18 protein-coding genes are annotated in these 18,942 nt (G+C 71.4%); 9 read left to right on the forward strand and 9 right to left on the reverse strand.

What is annotated here, in order from left to right; genetic code table 11:
• Window positions 1–22: 22 nt before the first annotated feature.
• On the reverse strand, window positions 23–1,225 hold the full coding sequence (locus ACIQFX_RS00230; protein ID WP_402456972.1) for a sensor histidine kinase: 1,203 nt from the start codon (window positions 1,223–1,225) through the stop codon (window positions 23–25).
• A 97-nt stretch (window positions 1,226–1,322) separates the two neighbouring features.
• Here ACIQFX_RS00230 and ACIQFX_RS00235 point away from each other — a divergent pair, with 97 nt between their 5' ends.
• Together ACIQFX_RS00235 and ACIQFX_RS00240 are read left to right on the forward strand one after the other, a co-directional pair.
• Window positions 1,323–2,441 carry an SAM-dependent methyltransferase gene (locus ACIQFX_RS00235; protein WP_402456975.1) on the forward strand — a complete coding sequence of 373 codons (1,119 nt, stop codon included), beginning with the start codon at window positions 1,323–1,325 and terminating at the stop codon, window positions 2,439–2,441.
• Between the two features lie 43 nt (window positions 2,442–2,484).
• Entirely contained in the window at window positions 2,485–3,627 is a 1,143-nt protein-coding gene (locus ACIQFX_RS00240; RefSeq protein WP_402456978.1) for an NADH-quinone oxidoreductase subunit D, read from the forward strand.
• Between the two features lie 228 nt (window positions 3,628–3,855).
• Here the strand turns inward: ACIQFX_RS00240 and ACIQFX_RS00245 are convergent, their stop codons facing one another.
• From ACIQFX_RS00245 to ACIQFX_RS00260, 4 genes are all read right to left on the reverse strand, one after another.
• A complete protein-coding gene (locus ACIQFX_RS00245) occupies window positions 3,856–4,893 on the reverse strand; it encodes a hypothetical protein (RefSeq protein ID WP_402456982.1) in 1,038 nt (345 codons plus the stop codon).
• Between the two features lie 130 nt (window positions 4,894–5,023).
• Window positions 5,024–6,034, reverse strand: a complete 1,011-nt coding sequence (locus tag ACIQFX_RS00250) for an ABC transporter substrate-binding protein (protein WP_402456984.1) — start codon at window positions 6,032–6,034, stop codon at window positions 5,024–5,026.
• A 26-nt stretch (window positions 6,035–6,060) separates the two neighbouring features.
• The gene (locus ACIQFX_RS00255; RefSeq protein WP_402456987.1) at window positions 6,061–6,729 is read right to left on the reverse strand and encodes an ABC transporter permease; all 669 of its coding nucleotides are present in this window, start codon (window positions 6,727–6,729) and stop codon (window positions 6,061–6,063) included.
• Between the two features lies 1 nt (window position 6,730).
• On the reverse strand, window positions 6,731–7,417 hold the full coding sequence (locus ACIQFX_RS00260; protein WP_402456990.1) for an ABC transporter permease: 687 nt from the start codon (window positions 7,415–7,417) through the stop codon (window positions 6,731–6,733).
• A gap of 143 nt (window positions 7,418–7,560) precedes the next feature.
• On the opposite strand from ACIQFX_RS00260, the gene ACIQFX_RS00265 reads away from it, so the two are divergent.
• On the forward strand, window positions 7,561–8,532 hold the full coding sequence (locus tag ACIQFX_RS00265) for an ABC transporter ATP-binding protein (RefSeq protein WP_402456993.1): 972 nt from the start codon (window positions 7,561–7,563) through the stop codon (window positions 8,530–8,532).
• Window positions 8,533–8,535: 3 nt separating this feature from the next.
• Here ACIQFX_RS00265 and ACIQFX_RS00270 read toward each other — a convergent pair whose 3' ends face one another.
• Complete coding sequence (locus tag ACIQFX_RS00270) at window positions 8,536–9,648, reverse strand: alpha/beta hydrolase (RefSeq protein WP_402456996.1); 1,113 nt, start codon at window positions 9,646–9,648, stop codon at window positions 8,536–8,538.
• 219 nt (window positions 9,649–9,867) lie between these two features.
• On the opposite strand from ACIQFX_RS00270, the gene ACIQFX_RS00275 reads away from it, so the two are divergent.
• The 6 genes from ACIQFX_RS00275 (at window position 9,868) to ACIQFX_RS00300 (ending at window position 14,653) form a co-directional block, all read left to right on the forward strand.
• The gene (locus tag ACIQFX_RS00275; RefSeq protein WP_402456999.1) at window positions 9,868–11,673 is read left to right on the forward strand and encodes a phosphatidylglycerol lysyltransferase domain-containing protein; all 1,806 of its coding nucleotides are present in this window, start codon (window positions 9,868–9,870) and stop codon (window positions 11,671–11,673) included.
• A gap of 28 nt (window positions 11,674–11,701) precedes the next feature.
• Window positions 11,702–12,562 carry a dihydropteroate synthase gene (folP, locus tag ACIQFX_RS00280; protein ID WP_402457002.1) on the forward strand — a complete coding sequence of 287 codons (861 nt, stop codon included), beginning with the start codon at window positions 11,702–11,704 and terminating at the stop codon, window positions 12,560–12,562.
• Window positions 12,559–13,047: a nuclear transport factor 2 family protein gene (locus ACIQFX_RS00285; protein WP_402457004.1), complete on the forward strand. Its 489-nt coding sequence runs from the start codon at window positions 12,559–12,561 to the stop codon at window positions 13,045–13,047. Before folP ends, ACIQFX_RS00285 begins: the two co-directional genes overlap by 4 nt.
• Window positions 13,048–13,168: 121 nt before the next feature.
• The gene (folB, locus tag ACIQFX_RS00290) at window positions 13,169–13,528 is read left to right on the forward strand and encodes a dihydroneopterin aldolase (RefSeq protein ID WP_017240053.1); all 360 of its coding nucleotides are present in this window, start codon (window positions 13,169–13,171) and stop codon (window positions 13,526–13,528) included.
• Entirely contained in the window at window positions 13,525–14,124 is a 600-nt protein-coding gene (gene folK, locus ACIQFX_RS00295) for a 2-amino-4-hydroxy-6-hydroxymethyldihydropteridine diphosphokinase (protein WP_402457007.1), read from the forward strand. The genes folB and folK overlap by 4 nt, the downstream gene beginning before the upstream one ends.
• Before the next feature lie 49 nt (window positions 14,125–14,173).
• Window positions 14,174–14,653, forward strand: a complete 480-nt coding sequence (locus ACIQFX_RS00300; RefSeq protein ID WP_402457010.1) for a DUF3180 domain-containing protein — start codon at window positions 14,174–14,176, stop codon at window positions 14,651–14,653.
• 814 nt (window positions 14,654–15,467) lie between these two features.
• Here the strand turns inward: ACIQFX_RS00300 and folE are convergent.
• The 3 genes from folE to hpt form a co-directional block, all read right to left on the reverse strand.
• Window positions 15,468–16,073, reverse strand: a complete 606-nt coding sequence (folE, locus tag ACIQFX_RS00305; protein ID WP_402457013.1) for a GTP cyclohydrolase I FolE — start codon at window positions 16,071–16,073, stop codon at window positions 15,468–15,470.
• A gap of 97 nt (window positions 16,074–16,170) precedes the next feature.
• The gene (gene ftsH, locus ACIQFX_RS00310; protein WP_402457016.1) at window positions 16,171–18,186 is read right to left on the reverse strand and encodes an ATP-dependent zinc metalloprotease FtsH; all 2,016 of its coding nucleotides are present in this window, start codon (window positions 18,184–18,186) and stop codon (window positions 16,171–16,173) included.
• A gap of 186 nt (window positions 18,187–18,372) precedes the next feature.
• Window positions 18,373–18,912 carry a hypoxanthine phosphoribosyltransferase gene (gene hpt, locus ACIQFX_RS00315; RefSeq protein ID WP_043226634.1) on the reverse strand — a complete coding sequence of 180 codons (540 nt, stop codon included), beginning with the start codon at window positions 18,910–18,912 and terminating at the stop codon, window positions 18,373–18,375.
• Window positions 18,913–18,942 lie beyond the last annotated feature (30 nt).

Genomic DNA, 18,942 nt, shown 5'->3' on the forward strand with positions numbered 1-18,942 from the left:
CAGGTCAGTTCCTTAAGGGTCGTCAGTGCGCGGACTTGAGGGGGAGCAGGGCGCTGATCCGGAATCCGCCGCCCGGACGCGGGCCCGCGTCCAGCGTGCCGCCGACCATGCCGACCCGCTCCCGCATGCCGATCAGACCATGGCCCCGGCCGTCGGCGCCGCCGTCCTCGTACATCTCCTGCGGCGCTCCCCGGCCGTCGTCCTCGACGAGCAGCCCCAGACCGTCGTCGAAGTAGACCAGGCGGACGCTGGCTCCGACGTCCGGCCCGCCGTGCTTGCGCGTGTTGGTGAGGGCCTCCTGCACGATCCGGTACGCGGTGAGCTCGACGCCGCTCGGCAGCGGGCGCGGGCTCCCCTCGATCGCGAAGTCGACGGTGAGACCGGCGCCCCGGACCTGCTCGACGAGGTCCTCGATCTGCCGCACGTCGGGCTGGGGCACGTACTCCCCGGCCTCCTGGTGCTCCCCGGTGCGCAGGATGCCGAGCAGCCGGCGCATCTCGGCGAGGGCCTGCCGGCCCGTGGTGGAGATGGTCTCCAGGGCCTGCTTGGCGGTCTGCGGGGAGGAGTCCATCACGTAGGCGGCGCCGTCGGCCTGGACGACCATCACCGACACGTTGTGCGCGACGACGTCGTGCAGCTCGCGGGCGATCCGGGCCCGCTCGGCGGCGACCGCGACCTTGGCCTGGGCCTCGCGCTCCTTCTCCAGCCGGGAGGCCCGCTCCTCCAGCTGCGCGAAGTAGGCCCGGCGGGTGCGGAGCGAGTCGCCGAGCACCCAGGCCAGCACGAACGGCACGGTCATGATGACCGTGAAGAAGACCTTGGCGGCGCCGGATTCGGTGTCCTCCATCGGCCATCTCAGCTGGGAGAGCGTGGCGGCGCAGAGGCCGCCGGCGAGTGCCAGCCGGGACGCCCAGCGGGGTCCGTCGTGCGCCGCGACGGTGAAGATGATCACGAGCATGGCGAAGTCGGCCACGAACGGCACGAGGCCGAACACGAGCTGGACGACCCCGAGGGCGACCGCGAGCAGCAGCATCTTCTCCGGCGCGCGCCGGCGCAGGGCCACGACCAGCGAGAAGAGCACGGCGACGACACCGGAGCCGACGGGATGGTCGGCCGCCGGGTGGGTCGATCCCACCCACAGCAGGGAGAACCCGAGGAGGACGACGGCCCAGAAGGTGTCGACGCCCGTCGGGTGTCTGCGGAGGAAGTCGTAGAGGCGCTGCACGTCACCCAGAGTAGGGACAGCGAGATGGTGCAGGGATCAACCGTGGGGTCGATCCTTGGTGCGGAGCCCGTACTCCCCGAGGTGGAGACTGGAGCCCGTGACGGATGAGACGTGTCAGTGGCAGGGGTGGCGCGAGGCCACGGAACGGGCGCTGTACGGCCCCGGGGGCTTCTACCTGCGGCCCGAGGGACCGGCGGGGCACTTCCGCACCTCCGTGCACGCCTCCCCGCTCTTCGCGGGGGCCGTCGCCCGGCTGCTCCACGAGGTCGCGGAGGAGCTGGGATCGGCCGAGGTGGACCTGGTGGACGTGGGCGCGGGACGCGGCGAACTGCTCACCGGGGTGCTCGCGGCGACCGCCGGCAGCGGCCTCGCCGTCCGGGCGGTCGCCGTGGAGCGCGCCGCCCGGCCCGCCGGGCTCGACCCCCGCGTCGAGTGGACCGACCGCATCCCGCCGGGCGTGCGCGGGCTCCTCTTCGCGAACGAATGGCTCGACAACGTGCCGGTCGACGTCGCCGAGGCCGACGCGACCGGCACCGCCCGGTACGTGGAGGTCCGCGCCGACGGCACCGAACGGCTCGGCCCGCCCGTCTCCGGCCCCGACGCGGACTGGCTGACCCGCTGGTGGCCCCTGCACGAGCCGGGCGCCCGGGCCGAGATCGGGCTCCCCCGCGACCGGGCCTGGGCCCTCGCCGTCTCCTCCCTCACCGCAGGCCGCGCGGTCGCCGTCGACTACGCCCACGTCCGCGGCGCCCGGCCGCCCTTCGGCACCCTCACCGGCTTCCGCGCGGGTCGCGAGGTCCCCCCGGTCCCCGACGGCACCTGCGACCTCACCGCCCACGTCGCCATGGACGCCTGCGGGGGCCTGCCGGCCGGGGAGCCCCGCCTACCGGCCAGGGAACCCCGGCCTTACGACGGCGCCGGCGGAGCCGCGGCGCCCGGGCCGGACGCCCACGCGGGCGCGTCCACGGCCCACGCCCCTGCCCCTGCCCCTGCCCCTAGCCCTAGCCCTAGCCCTAGCCTCGGCCCCGAGCTGGTCACCCAGCGGGAGGCCCTGCGGCGGCTCGGCGTGTCCGGGGAGCGGCCGCCCCTCGCCCTGGCCTCGACCGACCCCGTCGGCTACGTCCGCGCCCTCGCCTCGGCGGGCGAGGCCGCCGAACTCACCGCCCCCGGCGGCCTCGGCGACTTCCTCTGGCTCACCCAGCGGGTCCCGCTGTGAACGGGGCGAACGGGCGTCGGGGGCACGGGGGATACTGGGCCGCATGACGGAGACGACGGTCGGGATCGGCGGGGCGGCGGAGAGCACCGACATGGTGCTGAACATCGGGCCGCAGCACCCTTCGACCCATGGAGTGCTCCGGCTGCGGCTCGTGCTCGACGGTGAGGTCGTGCGGGAGGCCGAGCCGGTGATCGGATACATGCACCGGGGCGCCGAGAAGCTCTTCGAGGCCCGGGACTACCGGCAGATCATCATGCTGGCCAACCGGCACGACTGGCTCTCCGCGTTCTCCAACGAACTCGGCGTGGTCATGGCCGTCGAGCGGATGCTCGGCATGGAGGTCCCGGAGCGCGCCGTCTGGACGCGGACGCTGCTCGCCGAGCTGAACCGGGTCCTCAACCACCTGATGTTCCTCGGCTCGTACCCCCTCGAACTGGGCGGAATCACTCCCGTCTTCCACGCCTTCCGGGAACGCGAGGAACTCCAGGCGGTCATGGAGGAGGTCTCCGGCGGCCGGATGCACTACATGTTCAACCGGGTCGGCGGCCTCAAGGAGGACCTGCCCGCCGGATGGCTGGGCCGGGCCCGACAGGCCGTCGCCGACGTCCGGTCGCGGATGGACGTCTACGACCGCCTCGTCCTCGGCAACGAGATCTTCCGCGGCCGCACCCGCGGCATCGGCGTCCTGTCGCAGGCCGCCGTGCACGCGTACGGGGTGTCCGGGCCGATCGCCCGCGCCTCGGGCGTCGACTTCGACCTCCGCCGCGACGAGCCCTACCTCGCCTACGGGGAGCTCCAGGACACCCTGCGGGTCGCCGTGCGCGACGAGGGCGACTGCCTCGCCCGGTTCGAGTGCCTCCTCGACCAGACCCACAACTCCCTCGACCTGGCCGACGCCTGCCTCGACCGCATGGCCGAGCTGCCCGCCGGGCCGATCAACCAGCGGCTGCCGAAGGTGCTCAAGGCGCCCGAGGGCCACACGTACGCCTGGACCGAGAACCCGCTCGGCGTCAACGGCTACTACCTCGTCTCCAAGGGCGAGAAGACCCCCTACCGCCTCAAGCTCCGCTCCGCGTCCTTCAACAACATCCAGGCGCTCGTCGAACTCCTCCCCGGCACGCTCGTCGCCGACATGGTCGCCATCCTCGGCTCCCTCTTCTTCGTCGTCGGCGACATCGACAAGTAACCCCCGCCGCGACCTGCGCCCCCACCCCGTTGCGGGCAATCGTTCCGCTGAGCCGGTGCCCGCCCTCGCGCCCGCGCCCCCCGTTGCGGGCAATCGTCCGCCAGGGGCGGGACGATTGCCCACACGGGCGGTGGGCGACGGCGGCGCGCGGGCGCGGCCCACACGGGCGGCGGGGCCGACGCAGGCGCGGGCGCCGGGTGCGCGGGACCCGCGGCGGTGCCGGTGGGGTCAGGAGTTGACGGCGCCGCGGAGGTGGGCGAGGTCGAGTTGTTCGGTTTCGTCGTGGGCGGTGAGGTCGATGACGTGGCCGATGGTGCGCGGCGGGGTGGGCGCGGCGACGGGGGTGAGGAAGGGCGCGTCGGTGGAGGTCTCGGCGGCGAGGACCTCTTCGCCGACGACGTCGGCGAGGTCGGTGTCCTGGACGGCCTCGATGGCGGCGGCCTTCTGCGTACCGAAGAAGTCGAAGCCGCCTTCGGGGCGCGGGACGGGCCTGCGGGCCGCGTAGGGGACGATCGCGCTGGCGGTCGGCACCGCGGGCAGGGCGGTGGCGGCGGGCGCGGCCGGCGGGAGGGCGAGGGTGGAGGCGGCCGTGCGGGTGTGTTCGGTTCCGGCGGCCGCCGCGTGCTTCCCCTGCGGCTCCTCCGTTTCGCGGGCCCGTTCGGCGAGGTCGCGGGCGCGGGCGGCCTCGGTGGTGCGGCGGGCCTGCTGTGCGGCGGCGTTGCGGGGGAGGTCGCGCAGGGCCTGGGCGGCGCGGCGGTAGTCCTCCGGGGTGGGGGAGGAACCGGCGGCCGGCAGTGCCTTGGCGTCGGAGGCGGTCTCCAGGGCGAGGACGCGGGCGCCTTCCAGGGCGCTGGCCCGCTCGGTCTCGGCGGTGGCGTACCGGCGGAGGAGGTCGGCGTGCTCGCCGCGCAGTCCGGCGAGTTCCACGCGCTTGGCGCGGAGCTTGGCGTCGAGTTTGCCGCGCAGGGCGCGGGACTCGTCCAGGTCGGACTCCAGCTCGGCGGTCCGCTCCTCGGCCTTCCACTGGTCGGCGGCGCGCGCCCGGTCGAGTTCGGCGACCCGGAGTCCGGCTTCCCGGTCCCAGCTGCGCATGAGGACGGCACCGGTGACGGCCGCGGCCGCCGCGGCGGCGGCGAGCAGCCGGGCGACCACCAGGTTGCCGGGCAGCCAGGCGGCCGCGGCGCACACGACCGCGGCGCCGGCGACCGCGGAGGGCGGCAGCAGCTTGTGCAGAGGCGGGGAATGGCGGTGGCGTCCACGTGGCATGGCCTGAAATTTACCGTGCGTAGGCGGCATGTGGGGTGTCGCCCCGGCAATCTCTTGGCCACTTCTCGCCGCGAGAAGTGGATATCGGCCGTTCCGGTTCCGTTTCGGGCCGACTGCCCTCACCCGCGGACTACTTGTCGACCAGCCCCTTCTCCGCGAGATAGGCCTTGGCGACGTCCTCCGGCTTCGCCCGCTCGGCGTCCACCTTGCGGTTGAGTTCGGCGAGATCCGCTGTGGTCAGCACCCGGGTGAGCCGGTCGAGCGCGGCGGCTATCTCCGGGGAACCGGCGTCCTTCGCGTTGACGACGGGCAGCACGTTGTCGGCGTTCTGCAGCTTCTTGTCGTCGGTGAGGAAGACGAGGCCGTAGCCGTCGATCGTGGCGTCCGTGGTGGTGGTCAGGACCAGCTGGTCCACGCCGTCCTTGACGGCCTGCTTCGCCTGCGGGGTGCCGACGCCCTTGGGGTCGATGCCGGTCACGTCGATCCCGTACGTCTTCTTCAGACCGGGCGCGCAGAACGGCCGCACCGCGCATTCGTCTCCGGCCGCGATCTTCACCTTCAGCTTGGAACGGCCGAGATCGGAAAGCGTCGTGAGCTTGTTCTTCGCGGCGAATTCCCTCGTCACCGCGAAGGCGTTCTGATCGACGGCACCGCCGACCGCGAGGATCTTCAGACCGCGCGGTTCCGCGAGCTTCTTCAGCGCCTCGACGGTCGCCGCCGCGTCGCCCGAGGCGACCGGCTTCTCCTCGGGCGCCTTCGGCCCGTTCACCTTCGCGTTGAGGAATTCCGCGAGCGTCGCCGCGTATTCCGGTACGACGTCGATCTCGCCCTTCTCCAGGGACGGCTCGTACAGTTCACGGTTCTTCACGGTCGTGACGGACACCGAGTATCCGGCGGCCTCCAGCGACTGCGCGTACAGCTCGGCGAGCACCTTGGCCTCGGTGAACGCCGCCGCGCCGACCACCAGCGAGCCCTTGCCCCCGGCGGCCGCGCCGCCGGAGTCGGAGCCGCCCGAGCTTCCGGAGCCCTTCTTGCTGCCTTCGAGGCTGTCGCCGCCGCACGCGGCGAGGGCGACGGTCAGCGCCGCCGTGCCCAGCGCCGCAGCCGCGGTGCGCGAGATCCTGTTCACCGAATCACCCATCTCAGATCGTTCGTTCAGCCGTCGGGTCAGCGGGCCCGCGCCGGGCCCGCGAGCAGTCGGTCCGCGCCCACCAGCACGCCCTCCACGAGCAGGGCGAGCAGGGCCACGAGCACGGCGCCCGCGACCACCTGCGCGGTGTCGTAGGTGGCGAAGCCGGCCGTGATGATCCGGCCCAGACCGCCCTGGCCGACCATCGCCGCGACCGTCGCCGTGGCCACCACCTGCACCGCCGCCGAACGCACCCCGGTCATCACCACCGGCCGGGCCAGCGGGAGTTCGACCTGCCGGAAGAGCTGGCCGCCGGTCATCCCCATGCCGCGCGCGGCCCGCACGGCGGACCGGTCGACCTCCCGCACCCCCACGTACGCGTTGGTGAGGAGCGGGGGTATCGCGAAGAGCACCAGGGCCACGACGGTCGGCACGTAGCCGGCGTTCCGCAGGGGCGACACCATGAAGAGGGCGAGGACCGCGAAGACGGGGACCGCCCGCCCCACGTTCGACACGTTCACCGCGAGGGCCCCGCCCCGGCCGAGGTGGCCGAGCCAGAGGCCGAGCGGCAGCGCGAGCGCCGCGGCGATCAGCAGCGCCGCCCCGCTCACGTACACGTGCTCGGCGAGGCGCTGCCCGATGCCCTCCTCGCCCGTCCAGTGCGCGCCGGTGGTGAGCCAGGCCCAGGCATCCGTCACGACCCCCACCTCACCCACCTCCCGGCGCGGTCCGTATCCGGGTCCACGGCGTGAGCAGCCGCTGGAGGCCCAGGAGGAGCAGGTCGGCGGTGACGGCGAGCAGGACGCACAGCGCGGAGGCGGCGAGCATCTGCGCCTTGAAGAAGGTGGGCAGCGCATCCTCGATGAGATTGCCGAGGCCGCCACGGCCGACGACCGAGCCGACCGTGGTCAGCGCGATCGTGGAGACCGTCGCCATGCGTATGCCGGCCATCAGCACCGGCAGCGCCAGCGGGAGTTCGACCTGCCAGAGCAGCCGCCACGGGCCGTACCCCATGCCGCGGGCGGCCTCCCGCGTCTCGGCGGGCACCGCGGCGAGCCCGGCCAGCGTGTTCCGCACGAGGATCGTCAGGGCGTACAGCACGAGGCCGGTGACCACGAGCGCCGCGGAGAGGCCGAAGAAGGGCAGCAGCAGGGAGAACATCGCGAGCGACGGCACCGTGTAGAGCAGGGTGGTCAGCCCGAGGACGGGTCCGGCGAACCGGGGCCTGGCCCGCACCAGCAGCGCGAGGGGGACCGAGACCGCGAGGGCGATCAGCACGGACGCGGCAGTGATTCCCACATGCTGGAGCAGCGCTTCCGTCAACTCCGTGCTCCGGGTGCGGAGATACTCCCCGCAGATCCAGTCGTTCGCGACCAGACAGTTCGGCGCGCTCATCGTCCCTCCCCCCGGGCCGTCCACCCTCCCGAACGCTTGTCTGACGACCCTAACCCCCGCCACCGACAATCCCCCGGACCCGCCACAATGCGGCAACACTCCCTTCACACACCCCCGGTGCCCAGGGGACAGAATGGGGAACCATGATCCGGTTCGAGCACGTGACCAAGCGGTACGCCGACGGCACCACGGCCGTCGACGACCTCTCCTTCGAGGTCGCCGAAGGCGAACTCGTCACCCTGGTCGGGCCGTCCGGCTGCGGCAAGACGACCACGATGACGATGGTGAACCGGCTCGTCGAGCCGACCTCGGGCCGCATCCTCGTCGACGGCGAGGACATCGCCGGCGCCGACCCGGTCGCCCTGCGCCGCAAGATCGGCTACGTCATCCAGCAGGTCGGGCTCTTCCCCCACCGCACGGTCCTCGACAACACGGCGACCGTCCCCGCCCTCCTCGGCTGGAAGAAGGCCGCCGCACGCGCGCGTGCCGCCGAACTCCTCGACCTCGTCGGCCTCGACCCGGCGACGTACGGCCCCCGCTACCCCGCCCAGCTGTCCGGCGGACAGCGCCAGCGCGTCGGCGTCGCCCGCGCCCTCGCCGCCGACCCGCCCGTCCTGCTCATGGACGAACCGTTCGGCGCCGTCGACCCCGTCGTCCGCGAGCGCCTCCAGAACGAGTTCCTCGCCCTCCAGGCCACCGTCCGCAAGACCGTCCTCCTCGTCACCCACGACATCGAGGAAGCCGTCCGCATGGGCGACCGCATGGCCGTCTACGGGCACGGCCGCATCGAGCAGTTCGACACCCCCGCCACCGTCCTCGGCTCCCCCGCCACCCCGTACGTCGCGGACTTCGTCGGCAGCGACCGCGGCCTCAAGCGGCTCGTCGTCACCCCCGTCACCGAGGCCGACCTCGACCCGTGGGCGAAGGACGCCGCCACGACCGGGGACGGCGCCCCCGCCCCCGTACCCCTCGGGACCTCCCTCAAGGACGCCCTCGCCGCACTCCTCCAGCACGACACCGGCCGCCTCACGGTCACCACCGCCGACGGCACGCCCCTCGGCGTCCTCACCCCGGCCGGCGTCCACCGCGCCCTGCGCCGGGCCACCCCGGAGTGAACGTCAGCCCGCGCTGAGCTTCCCGCCCATCCAGACCAGGCCCGGCGGGATCTCGCGGTTCCACGTGTTGAAGTTGTGGCCGCCGCTCTCCAGCGTGATCGACGAGACCTTCGCCGGGCTCTTCACCTTCCGGACGAACTCCCGCGTCCCCTTCAGGTTGTCCTCGCCCCGCTTCGACGTCGTCACCAGGAACGACGACTCCCCCTGCGGCAGGTGGTCCAGGCTCCACAGCAGGTCCGACCGCCGGCGCAGCGCCTCGTCCCCGTGGAAGAGGTCACCCGTCGTCACGTCCTCCGCCGCCCGGTAGTACGCCGAGAACCCCGCCCCCGCCGAGAACCGGTCCGGATGGCGCAACGCGATCTTCAAAGCGCAGTACCCCCCCGTCGAGTTCCCCATGAACCCCCAGTTCCGGGGCTTCGTCCCCACCCGGTACGTCTCCGAGACGGCCCTCGGCAGGTCCTCCGCGAAGAACGTCTCCGTCTTCGGGCCCCCGGGCACGTCCACGCACTCGGTGTCCCGCGGCGGCGCCACCGTCGGCCGCAGCATCACCAGGACCATCGGCTGCATCCGCCCCTCCTTCGCCTGGAGGTAGGCCGTCTTCGGATACTTCAGCCCCTTGATCAGGTTCTCCGCCGTGCCCGGGTACCCGGTGAGCACCACCGCCGCCGGGAACGTCCGCTTCGCGTACCGCGGCTGGAAGTACTCCGGCGGCAGGTAGACGTACGCCGGCGAGACGATGCCCGACCGGTCCCCCGCCACGACGACCTGCTGTATCTGGCCGCCGACCGCCGGACGGCCGCCGCCCGGCACGTCCAGCGCCCGCGTCCCCACCACCCGCACGTCCTTCGAACCCGCCCCGTGGTCGACGACCACCCCCATGTCCTGCTCCTGCCCGAACAGGTCCGCCCACGAGCCGTAGAAGAGGAACGACCGGTTCGCCGCCAGGCCCACCGCCGCGAACAGCGCCACCTGCGTCACGAGCAGCAGACCCACCCGCCCCACCACGCTCCGCCACCCGCCGCGCGCCAGCCGCGGCCACAGCAGCACCGTGGCCGCGAACAGCACCACGGCCAACACCACCGCCGACCAAAGGACCTTGTTGCTGGTGAGACCCATGAGACGTCCGAGCCTTCTTTCCGAGAATTTCCTGCGCACCGATGAACCCGACTCCGCACGGCTCCGTCCTAGAAGGCGCACCAGCCGGAGGAAGCCCGCCGAAACACGCGACGGGACCCGACCGGAGTCGAGAACCCTCGCAGGACCCCTCGCGGGACCACAGGAACCACGGGAGCACGGGAAGCCATGTCTGTCACGGTAGATGGGGACAAATCAGGAATGGTTCCGGTTCGAGTACGCCGGATCCTCCGCGGCCCCCGCCCCGAGAAAGTCCCCGCCCTCGTCGGCACGGCCTGCACCCTCATCGGCCTCATCGACATCGCCGCCGGCGTCTTCCCCCGCTTCCGCGCCAGCCGCATGCACGCCGTCGCCGAAGTCCTCCCCGGCACCCTCGGCCCCCTCTCCGCCGCCCTCTCCCTCAGCGCCGGCGTCCTCCTCCTGCTCCTCGCCCACGGCCTCAAGCGCCACAAACGCCGCGCCTGGCGCGCCGCCGTCGTCCTCCTCCCCCTCGGCGGCCTCGCCCAGTTCGTCTGGCGCCACTCCGTCCTCGGCACCCTCCTCTCCCTCGCCCTCCTCGCCCTCCTGCTCCGCCACCGAAACGAGTTCGCCGCCCTCCCCGACCCCCGCAGCCGCTGGCGCGCCCTCGCCAACTTCGTCGTCATGGGCGCCGGATCCATCGCCCTCGGCCTCGTCATCGTCAGCGCCCACCCCCGCCGCGTCATCGGCGACCCCAGCCTCACCGACCGCCTCGAACACGTCCTCTACGGACTCTTCGGCGTCGAAGGCCCCGTCGCCTACACCAAGGGCGTCGACTGGACCGTCGGCTACTCCCTCGGCGCCCTCGGCATGCTCACCGCCCTCACCACCATCTACCTCGCCTTCCGCCCCGAACACCCCGCCGCCCGCCTCACCGCCGACGACGAGACCCGACTCCGCACCCTCCTCGACCAGCACGGCGGCCGCGACTCCCTCGGCCACTTCGCCCTCCGCAGCGACAAGGGCGTCGTCTTCTCCCCCAGCGGCAAAGCCGCCGTCTGCTACCGCGTCGTCTCCGGCGTCATGCTCGCCAGCGGCGACCCCATCGGCGACGTCGAAGCCTGGCCCGGCGCCATCGAACGCTTCATGGACGAAGCCAAAGCCCACTCCTGGACCCCCGCCGTCATGGGCTGCTCCGAGACCGGCGGCCAGGTCTGGACCCGCGAAACCGGCCTCGACGCCCTCGAACTCGGCGACGAGGCCGTCGTCGACGTCGCCGACTTCTCCCTCTCCGGCCGTGCCATGCGCAACGTCCGCCAAATGGTCAAACGCATCGAACGCAACGGCTACACCACCCGCGTCCGCCGCGTCCGCGACCTCGACGAAGCCGAACTCGCCCGCGTCCGCCGCGCCGCCGCCGACTGGCGCGGCACCGACACCGAACGCGGCTTCTCCATGGCCCTCGGCCGCATCGGCGCCCCCGGCGACGGCGACGCCGTCATAGCGACCGCCCACAAGACCGACGACACCGACACCCCCTACGGCGACCTCAAGGCGATCATCCACTTCGTCCCCTGGGGCCCCGACGGCATGTCCCTCGAACTCATGCGCCGCGACCGCACCGCCGACCCCGGCATGAACGAGCTCCTCATCGTCGCCGCCCTCCAAGCCTCCCCCGACCTCGGCATCGAACGCGTCTCCCTCAACTTCGCCATGTTCCGCGCCGCCCTCGCCCGCGGCGAGAAGATCGGAGCCGGACCCGTCCTCCGCGTCTGGCGCGGACTCCTCGTCTTCCTCTCCCGCTGGTTCCAGATCGAATCGCTCTACAAGTTCAACGCCAAGTTCCGGCCACGCTGGGAACCCCGCTTCGTCGTCTACCGCACCAGCCGCGACCTCCCCCGCATCGGCCTCGCCGCCATGCAGGCCGAAGGCTTCGTGAACCTCTCCCTGCCCCGCCCCTTCACCCGCAGACGCACCCCACGAGCCCCCCGCCCCTGCCCCCACGTCATCACCGCCCCCACAGCCGAGCGCGAGATCCGCGCGGCCTGATCTCGCCCCCGGGCCCTACGCTGGACACATGAGTACGACGATCGACCGGGGAACCGCCCGAGGCCTGCCGGAGTGGGACCGCTGCGCGGTCATGGGCGTGGTCAACGTGACCCCCGACTCCTTCTCCGACGGCGGCCGCTGGTTCGACACCACGGCCGCCGTCAAACACGGCCTCGACCTCGTCGCCCAAGGCGCCGACCTCGTCGACGTCGGCGGCGAATCCACCCGCCCCGGCGCCACCCGCGTCGACCAGGAAGAAGAACTCCGCCGCGTCGTCCCCGTCGTCCGCGGCCTCGCCGCCGAAGGCGTCACCGTCTCCGTCGACACCATGCGCGCCCACGTCGCCGCCCGCGCCGTCGACGCCGGCGCCGTCCTCGTCAACGACGTCAGCGGCGGACTCGCCGACCCCGACATGGTCCCCGCCGTCGCCGCCGCCGAAGTCCCCTTCGTCGTCATGCACTGGCGCGGATTCAGCCAGGACATGAACAGCCTCGCCGTCTACGACGACGTCGTCGGCGAAGTCCTCACCGAACTCCGCACCCGCCTCGACGCCGTCGTCACCGGCGGCATCGACCCCGAACGCATCGTCGTCGACCCCGGCCTCGGCTTCGCCAAACTCGCCCCCCACGACCTCGCCCTCGTCGCCCACCTCCCCGAGCTCCGCACCCTCGGCCGCCCCCTCCTCGTCGCCGCCTCCCGCAAACGCTTCCTCGGCCACGTCCTCACCCGCGAAGGCGCCACCCCACCCCCCGCCCGCGAACGCGACGCCGCCACCGCCGCCGTCTCCGCACTCGCCGCCCACGCGGGCGCATGGGCCGTCCGCGTCCACGAGGTCCGCGCCACCGCCGACGCCGTACGAGTCGCCCGAGCCGTCGAAGGAGCCGCGTGAGCCGCACGGACCGCAGCACCGACGAAACCGCCGTCGAAGCCGCCAACACCGCCTTCTACGAAGCGATGGAAACCGGCGACTTCGAAACCGTCTCCGACCTCTGGCTCGACGACGGCGCCACCCCCATCACCTGCGTCCACCCCGGCTGGCCCGTCCTCACCGGCCGCGGCGACGTCCTCCGCTCCTACGCCCTGATCATGGCCAACACCGAGTACATCCAGTTCTTCCTCACCGACCTGGAGATCTCCCTCACCGACGACACCGCCGTCGTCACCTGCACCGAGAACATCCTCAGCGGCGGACCCGCCGAAGACGGCGCCGAGCTCGGCCCCCTCGTCGGCCAGCTCGTCGTCGCCACCAACGTCTTCCGCCGCACCCCCCAAGGCTGGAAGATCTGGTCCCACCACGCCTCACCCGTCCTCACCGACACCGACGAGGACACCCCCGAACAACCCGGCCCCAACGGCACCGAACCCCCCGCCTGACCCGCCCACCGCCCCCGAGGGCAAGCGCTGTCGGCCCCCGCAGGTAGATTCGACAATGGACACCCGGCCGTCCGCACCCGGCTGCGTGGCCACCCGAACTACGACAGCAGGAGTGATTCGCGTGGATCGTGTCGCGCTGCGCGGCCTCAAGGCCCGAGGCCACCACGGCGTCTTCCCCAAGGAGCGCGAGGAGGGCCAGACCTTCATCGTGGACCTGGTCCTCGGCCTGGACACCCGCCCCGCGGCGGCCGACGACGACCTGGCGAAGACCGTGCACTACGGCATCGTCGCCGAAGAAGTCGTCGACGTCGTCCAGGGCGAGCCCGTCGACCTCATCGAAACCCTCGCCGAGCGCATCGCCCAGCAATGCCTCAGCCACGCAGGGGTCCAAGAGGTGGAAGTCGTCGTCCACAAGCCGGACGCACCCATCACCGTGCCCTTCGACGACGTGACCATCACCATCACCCGGAGCCGACGATGAAGCCGACACAGAGCGACCCCACCGTCCAGCCCGTACCGGCCTCCGTCGTCGCCACCGTCGACGCCGCCGACACCACCCTCTCCAACCCCCGCTGGGCCGTCCTCGCCCTCGGCGCCAACCTCGGCAACCGGCTGGAAACCCTCCAAGGCGCCCTCGACGCCCTCGCCGACACCCCCGGCCTCCGCGTCAAAGCCGTCTCCCCCGTCTACGAGACCGAACCCTGGGGCGTCGAACCCGGCAGCCAGCCCTCCTACCTCAACGCCGTCACCCTCGTACGCACCACCCTCCCGCCCTCCTCCCTCCTGGAGCGCGCCCACGCCGTCGAAGAAGCCTTCCACCGCGTCCGCGAAGAACGCTGGGGCGCCCGCACCCTCGACGTCGACATCATCACCTACGCCGACGTCGTCTCCGAGGACCCCGTCCTCACCCTCCCCCACCCCCGCGCCCACCAGCGCGCCTTCGTCCTCGCCCCCTGGCACGACGTCGACCCCGAAGCCCAGCTCCCCGGCCACGGCCCCGTCGCCACCCTCCTCGCCGCACTCGGCAGCGAAGGCGTCACTCCCCGTGTCGACCTGGAACTCCGTCTGCCCGAGTAGTCGTTAGGCTCGTGGCAGACCGCCCCGCGACCACGAAGAAGGACACCCGGTGAAACAACTGCGGCTCAAGGTGCTCACCGCACTGTTCCTCGTGTCCGGAATCCTCTCCTGGGGCGCCGCCCGACTCTGGGACTCGGTCGGCACGCTCCCCAGCGTGCCGATCGCCGCGCCCATCGTCCTCGCCGTGATCGCCGTCGTACTGACCGCGACCGCCCTCTCCCTGCGCATCCGCCTCAAGGCCCAGCGCGAGCGACGCCCCGGCGCCAAGGGCGTCGAACCCCTCATGGCGGCCCGCGCCGTCGTCTTCGGCCAGGCCAGCGCCCTCGTCGCCGCCCTCGTCGCCGGCATGTACGGCGGCACCGGCGTCTTCCTCCTCGGCTCCCTCGACGTCCCCGCCCGCCGCGACCAGGCCCTCTACGCCGCCCTCGCCGTCGCCGCGGGCATCGGCGTCATCGTCGCCGCCCTCTTCCTGGAACGCGTCTGCAAGCTCCCCGAGGACGACGACAAGAACCGGGCCACCGCGGCTTGAGCCCTACCAGGCCTCCCGCGCCAGATGCCCGTTCACCAGGAACGTGGGATGCGGGGCGAGCCGGTACCCGTAGAACGTGAACGGCTTCGCCCCCCAGCGCCGGCCGGACACGGACCTCGCGGCCCCGCACCCAGGAGGACTCGGGCGGGTCCAGGGGGTGCCGCTCGGGGTGGAAGGTCCCCTGGTCGGCCCAGCGGTTCGACACGTAGAGCCGCGAGGCCCCTTTGTCCCTGGCTCGCGGGGTGAAGAGCGCACCGACGATCGGAGCGATCTCGGCCAGGAACGGGACACGGGCGCTCGTGATCACGCGTCCGCCCCACCCCTTGACCGGGCAGCCGTCCCCTTCGACGTAGCCGTCGAGGAACCCTTCGAAGGTCTCGGTGTCCCGTAGGACCACCCTGGGGAAGCGTTGCCTCATGTGGCGGGTGTCCCCACCGACGTGGTGCCGCAGCGCGTCGGAGAGATACGAGGAGACCCCCGCACACGGAAGCCGGGCGGGTCCCGCTTCGGATAGCCGGACGGCCGGGTCACCGCCTCCAAGCGGGCCGGCAGGCCCGTGCAGGCCGTCAGGGCCGTCGCGTAGCGCGGCGCGAAGACCTCCTCGTTCACGACCAGCGACACGTAGTTCTTGCCGACCGTCCCGTCGGCACACGTGGCGCCGACGAAGTACCGGAACCACGTCCCTGGCGTGCGCGCAGCCGTCCACCAGGTTGACCAGCATCTTGCTGGTCGGTCCGTCCCCCATACCGCCCCCCTGATCAGCGATCGAATCTGCCGATCAGGGACGGTATGGAGCAAGACGGACAGTCCGCTCCTAGCGGGCCAATATCAGGGACATGGCCTCAGAGCGTGTAGTGGCGTCACGAAGTTGACCGCGTACCGCCGAGGTCGTCGTCTTCGCGCCCGGCTTGCGGATGCCGCGCAGCGACATGCACATGTGCTCGGCCTCGATCACGACGATCGCGCCGCGAGCTTCAAGGATCTTCATGAGCGAATCGGCGATCTGGGTGGTCAGGCGCTCCTGAACCTGCGGGCGCCGCGCGAAGACGTCGACCAGACGGGCCAGCTTCGAGAGCCCCGTGATCTTGCCGCTTTCCGCCGGGATGTAGCCCACATGGGCCACACCGTGGAACGGGAGCAAATGATGTTCACAGAAGGAAACGAGTTCAATGTCCTTCACCAAGACCATTTCATCGTGACCAAGGTCAAAAGTCGTGGTCAGAACATCCTCGGGCTCCTGCCGCATCCCTGCCAGCAATTCCCTGTATGCACGCGCAACGCGTGCAGGCGTCTGCTGCAAACCCTCGCGGTTCGGGTCCTCGCCGACGGCGATGAGGAGTTCGCGGACGGCGGCCTCGGCGCGCTTCTCGTCGAACTCGCCGATCGTGCCCTCGCCGTCCAGGGTCACCGGGTCGGTCATCTCTGTGCCTCGTTCCGTCTGACTGATGTGCGCGAAAAGCCGCGCCCCCACAGGCTAAAACCTGTGGGGGCGCGGCAGCCATTCCGGGGTGGGGCGGTCAGTCCTCGGGGTTGTCCACGGGGGCGATCTCGATGCCCTTGGTGGTGTCCACGGGGGTGGCCGATCCGTTGGCGCTGTTCGTCAGGGCGAGCTCCTTGGGGGAGAGCACCGGCGGGCGCGTCGAGGGCGTGCGGCGGGAGGAGCCGGTCCAGGCCGGGCGGGCCGGGCGCTTGACGATGGGGGCGAAGATCTCGGCGATCTCCTCCTTGCCCAGCGTCTCCTTCTCCAGGAGGGCGAGGACGAGGTTGTCGAGGAGGTCGCGGTTCTCGACGAGGATCTCCCACGCTTCGTTGTGGGCGGTCTCGATGAGCTTCTTGACCTCTTCGTCGACCAGTGCGGCGACTTCTTCCGAGTAGTCGCGCTGGTGCGCCATCTCGCGGCCGAGGAAGGGCTCGGTGTTGTCGCCGCCGAACTTGATGGCGCCGAGCCGCTCGGTCATGCCGTACTGCGTGACCATCGCGCGGGCCGTGCTCGTGGCCTTCTCGATGTCGTTCGCGGCGCCCGTGGTCGGGTCGTGGAAGACGAGCTCCTCGGCCGCGCGCCCGCCCAGCATGTACGCCAGCTGGTCGAGCATCTCGTTGCGCGTGGTCGAGTACTTGTCCTCTTCCGGGAGCACCATCGTGTAGCCCAGGGCGCGGCCGCGGGACAGGATGGTGATCTTGTGGACGGGGTCGGCGTTGGGCGAGGCCGCCGCGACCAGGGCGTGTCCGCCCTCGTGGTACGCGGTGATCTTCTTCTCCTTGTCCGACATGATGCGGGTCCGCTTCTGCGGGCCCGCGACCACGCGGTCGATCGCCTCGTCCAGGGCCTTGTTGTCGATCAGCTTCTGGTCGCTGCGGGCGGTGAGGAGCGCCGCCTCGTTGAGGACGTTGGAGAGGTCGGCGCCGGTGAAGCCGGGGGTGCGTCGGGCGACGGCGCCGAGGTCGACGTCCGGGGCGACCGGCTTGCCCTTCTGGTGGACCTTGAGGATCTCCAGGCGGCCCTGCATGTCGGGGCGGTCGACGGCGATCTGCCGGTCGAAGCGGCCGGGGCGCAGGAGGGCGGGGTCGAGGATGTCGGGGCGGTTGGTCGCCGCGATGAGGATGACGCCGCCCTTGACGTCGAAGCCGTCCATCTCGACCAGGAGCTGGTTGAGGGTCTGCTCGCGCTCGTCGTGGCCGCCGCCGAGGCCGGCGCCGCGGTGGCGGCCGACGGCGTCGATCTCGTCGACGAAGACGATGGCCGGTGCGTTGGCCTTGGCCTGCTCGAAGAGGTCGCGGACGCGGGAGGCGCCGACGCCGACGAACATCTCGACGAAGTCGGAGCCGGAGATCGAGTAGAAGGGGACGCCGGCTTCGCCGGCGACGGCGCGCGCGAGGAGCGTCTTACCGGTGCCGGGGGGGCCGTAGAGCAGGACGCCCTTGGGGATCTTGGCGCCGACGGCCTGGAACTTGGCGGGTTCCTGGAGGAATTCCTTGATCTCGTGGAGTTCCTCGACGGCCTCGTCCGAGCCGGCGACGTCGGCGAAGGTGGTCTTCGGGGTGTCCTTGGTGATGAGCTTGGCCTTGGACTTGCCGAACTGCATGACGCGGGAGCCGCCGCCCTGCATCTGGTTCATCAGGAAGAGGAAGACGACGACGATCAGGACGAAGGGGAGGAGCGAGAGCAGGATCGAGACGAAGGGCGACTGCTTCGTCGGGGAGACGGTGTAGCCCTTCTCGATCTGCCCGGCTTCGAACTTCTCCTGGAGCTTGTCGGCGATGTCCACGCCCTGGCTACCGATGTAGCTGGCCTGGACCTTGCTGCTCTTGTCGATCTTCTGGCCGTCGATGAGTTCGATCTTGATGATCTGCTCGTCGCCGGTGGTGACCTTTGCCTGCTTGACCTGGTTCTTGTCGATCGCCTGGACGACCTTGCCGGTGTCCACCGTCTTGTAGCCCTCGGACGAGCCGACGACCTGCATCAGCACGACCACGGCGAGGACGGCCAGCACGATCCACATGACCGGCCCACGGAAGTATCGCTTCACGTCCATCCATACGGGGCGAGAACGCCCCGTCCCTCCTGCCCGTAGGAAAATGCTGCTGTGAGTGCTGCTGTGTGAAAAAGCTGTTCTTCGGACGGTACCTCAGCATCGTCGCCCGCGACCGCCTTCCCGTGGTTCAACGGAGGGAAGGCGGTGCGGGTTCCCCGAACGGCGGGTTCGCCGGTGGGGGGGTGCTCAGCCGCCGTAGACGTGCGGGGCGAGTGTGCCGACGAACGGGAGGTTCCGGTACTTCTCGGCGTAGTCGAGGCCGTAGCCGACGACGAACTCGTTGGGGATGTCGAAGCCGATCCACTTGACGTCGATGGCGACCTTGGCGGCCTCGGGCTTGCGGAGCAGGGTGCACACCTCGAGGGAGGCGGGCTCGCGCGAGCCGAGGTTCGACAGGAGCCAGGACAGGGTCAGGCCGGAGTCGATGATGTCCTCGACGATCAGGACGTGCTTGCCCTTGATGTCGGTGTCGAGGTCCTTGAGGATCCTGACGACGCCGGAGGACTGGGTGCCGGCGCCGTAGGAGGAGACGGCCATCCAGTCCATGGTGACGGGGGTGGACAGGGCGCGAGCCAGATCCGCCATCACCATCACGGCGCCCTTGAGGACACCGACGATGAGCAGGTCCTTGCCCGCGTATTCCGCGTCGATCTTCGCGGCCAGCTCGGCCAGCTTGGCGTCGATCTCTTGCTTGGTGATGAGCACCGACTGGAGGTCGGTGCCCATGTCCTTCTCGTTCACCCGGGTCACTTTCGT

Source organism: Streptomyces sp. NPDC093089 (genome assembly GCF_044754405.1).
Taxonomy (GTDB): domain Bacteria; phylum Actinomycetota; class Actinomycetes; order Streptomycetales; family Streptomycetaceae; genus Streptomyces.

Coding starts and splice junctions, on each gene's coding strand:
- folK (WP_402457007.1), top strand. CDS start 13,525: ATGAAGCCGACACAGAGCGACCCCACCGTCCAGCCCGTACCGGCCTCC.
- ACIQFX_RS00250 (WP_402456984.1), bottom strand. CDS start 6,034: ATGGGTGATTCGGTGAACAGGATCTCGCGCACCGCGGCTGCGGCGCTG.
- folP (WP_402457002.1), top strand. CDS start 11,702: ATGAGTACGACGATCGACCGGGGAACCGCCCGAGGCCTGCCGGAGTGG.
- ACIQFX_RS00265 (WP_402456993.1), top strand. CDS start 7,561: ATGATCCGGTTCGAGCACGTGACCAAGCGGTACGCCGACGGCACCACG.
- ACIQFX_RS00245 (WP_402456982.1), bottom strand. CDS start 4,893: ATGCCACGTGGACGCCACCGCCATTCCCCGCCTCTGCACAAGCTGCTG.
- ACIQFX_RS00240 (WP_402456978.1), top strand. CDS start 2,485: ATGACGGAGACGACGGTCGGGATCGGCGGGGCGGCGGAGAGCACCGAC.
- ACIQFX_RS00270 (WP_402456996.1), bottom strand. CDS start 9,648: ATGGGTCTCACCAGCAACAAGGTCCTTTGGTCGGCGGTGGTGTTGGCC.
- ACIQFX_RS00260 (WP_402456990.1), bottom strand. CDS start 7,417: ATGAGCGCGCCGAACTGTCTGGTCGCGAACGACTGGATCTGCGGGGAG.
- ftsH (WP_402457016.1), bottom strand. CDS start 18,186: ATGGACGTGAAGCGATACTTCCGTGGGCCGGTCATGTGGATCGTGCTG.
- hpt (WP_043226634.1), bottom strand. CDS start 18,912: ATGGGCACCGACCTCCAGTCGGTGCTCATCACCAAGCAAGAGATCGAC.
- folE (WP_402457013.1), bottom strand. CDS start 16,073: ATGACCGACCCGGTGACCCTGGACGGCGAGGGCACGATCGGCGAGTTC.
- ACIQFX_RS00275 (WP_402456999.1), top strand. CDS start 9,868: ATGGTTCCGGTTCGAGTACGCCGGATCCTCCGCGGCCCCCGCCCCGAG.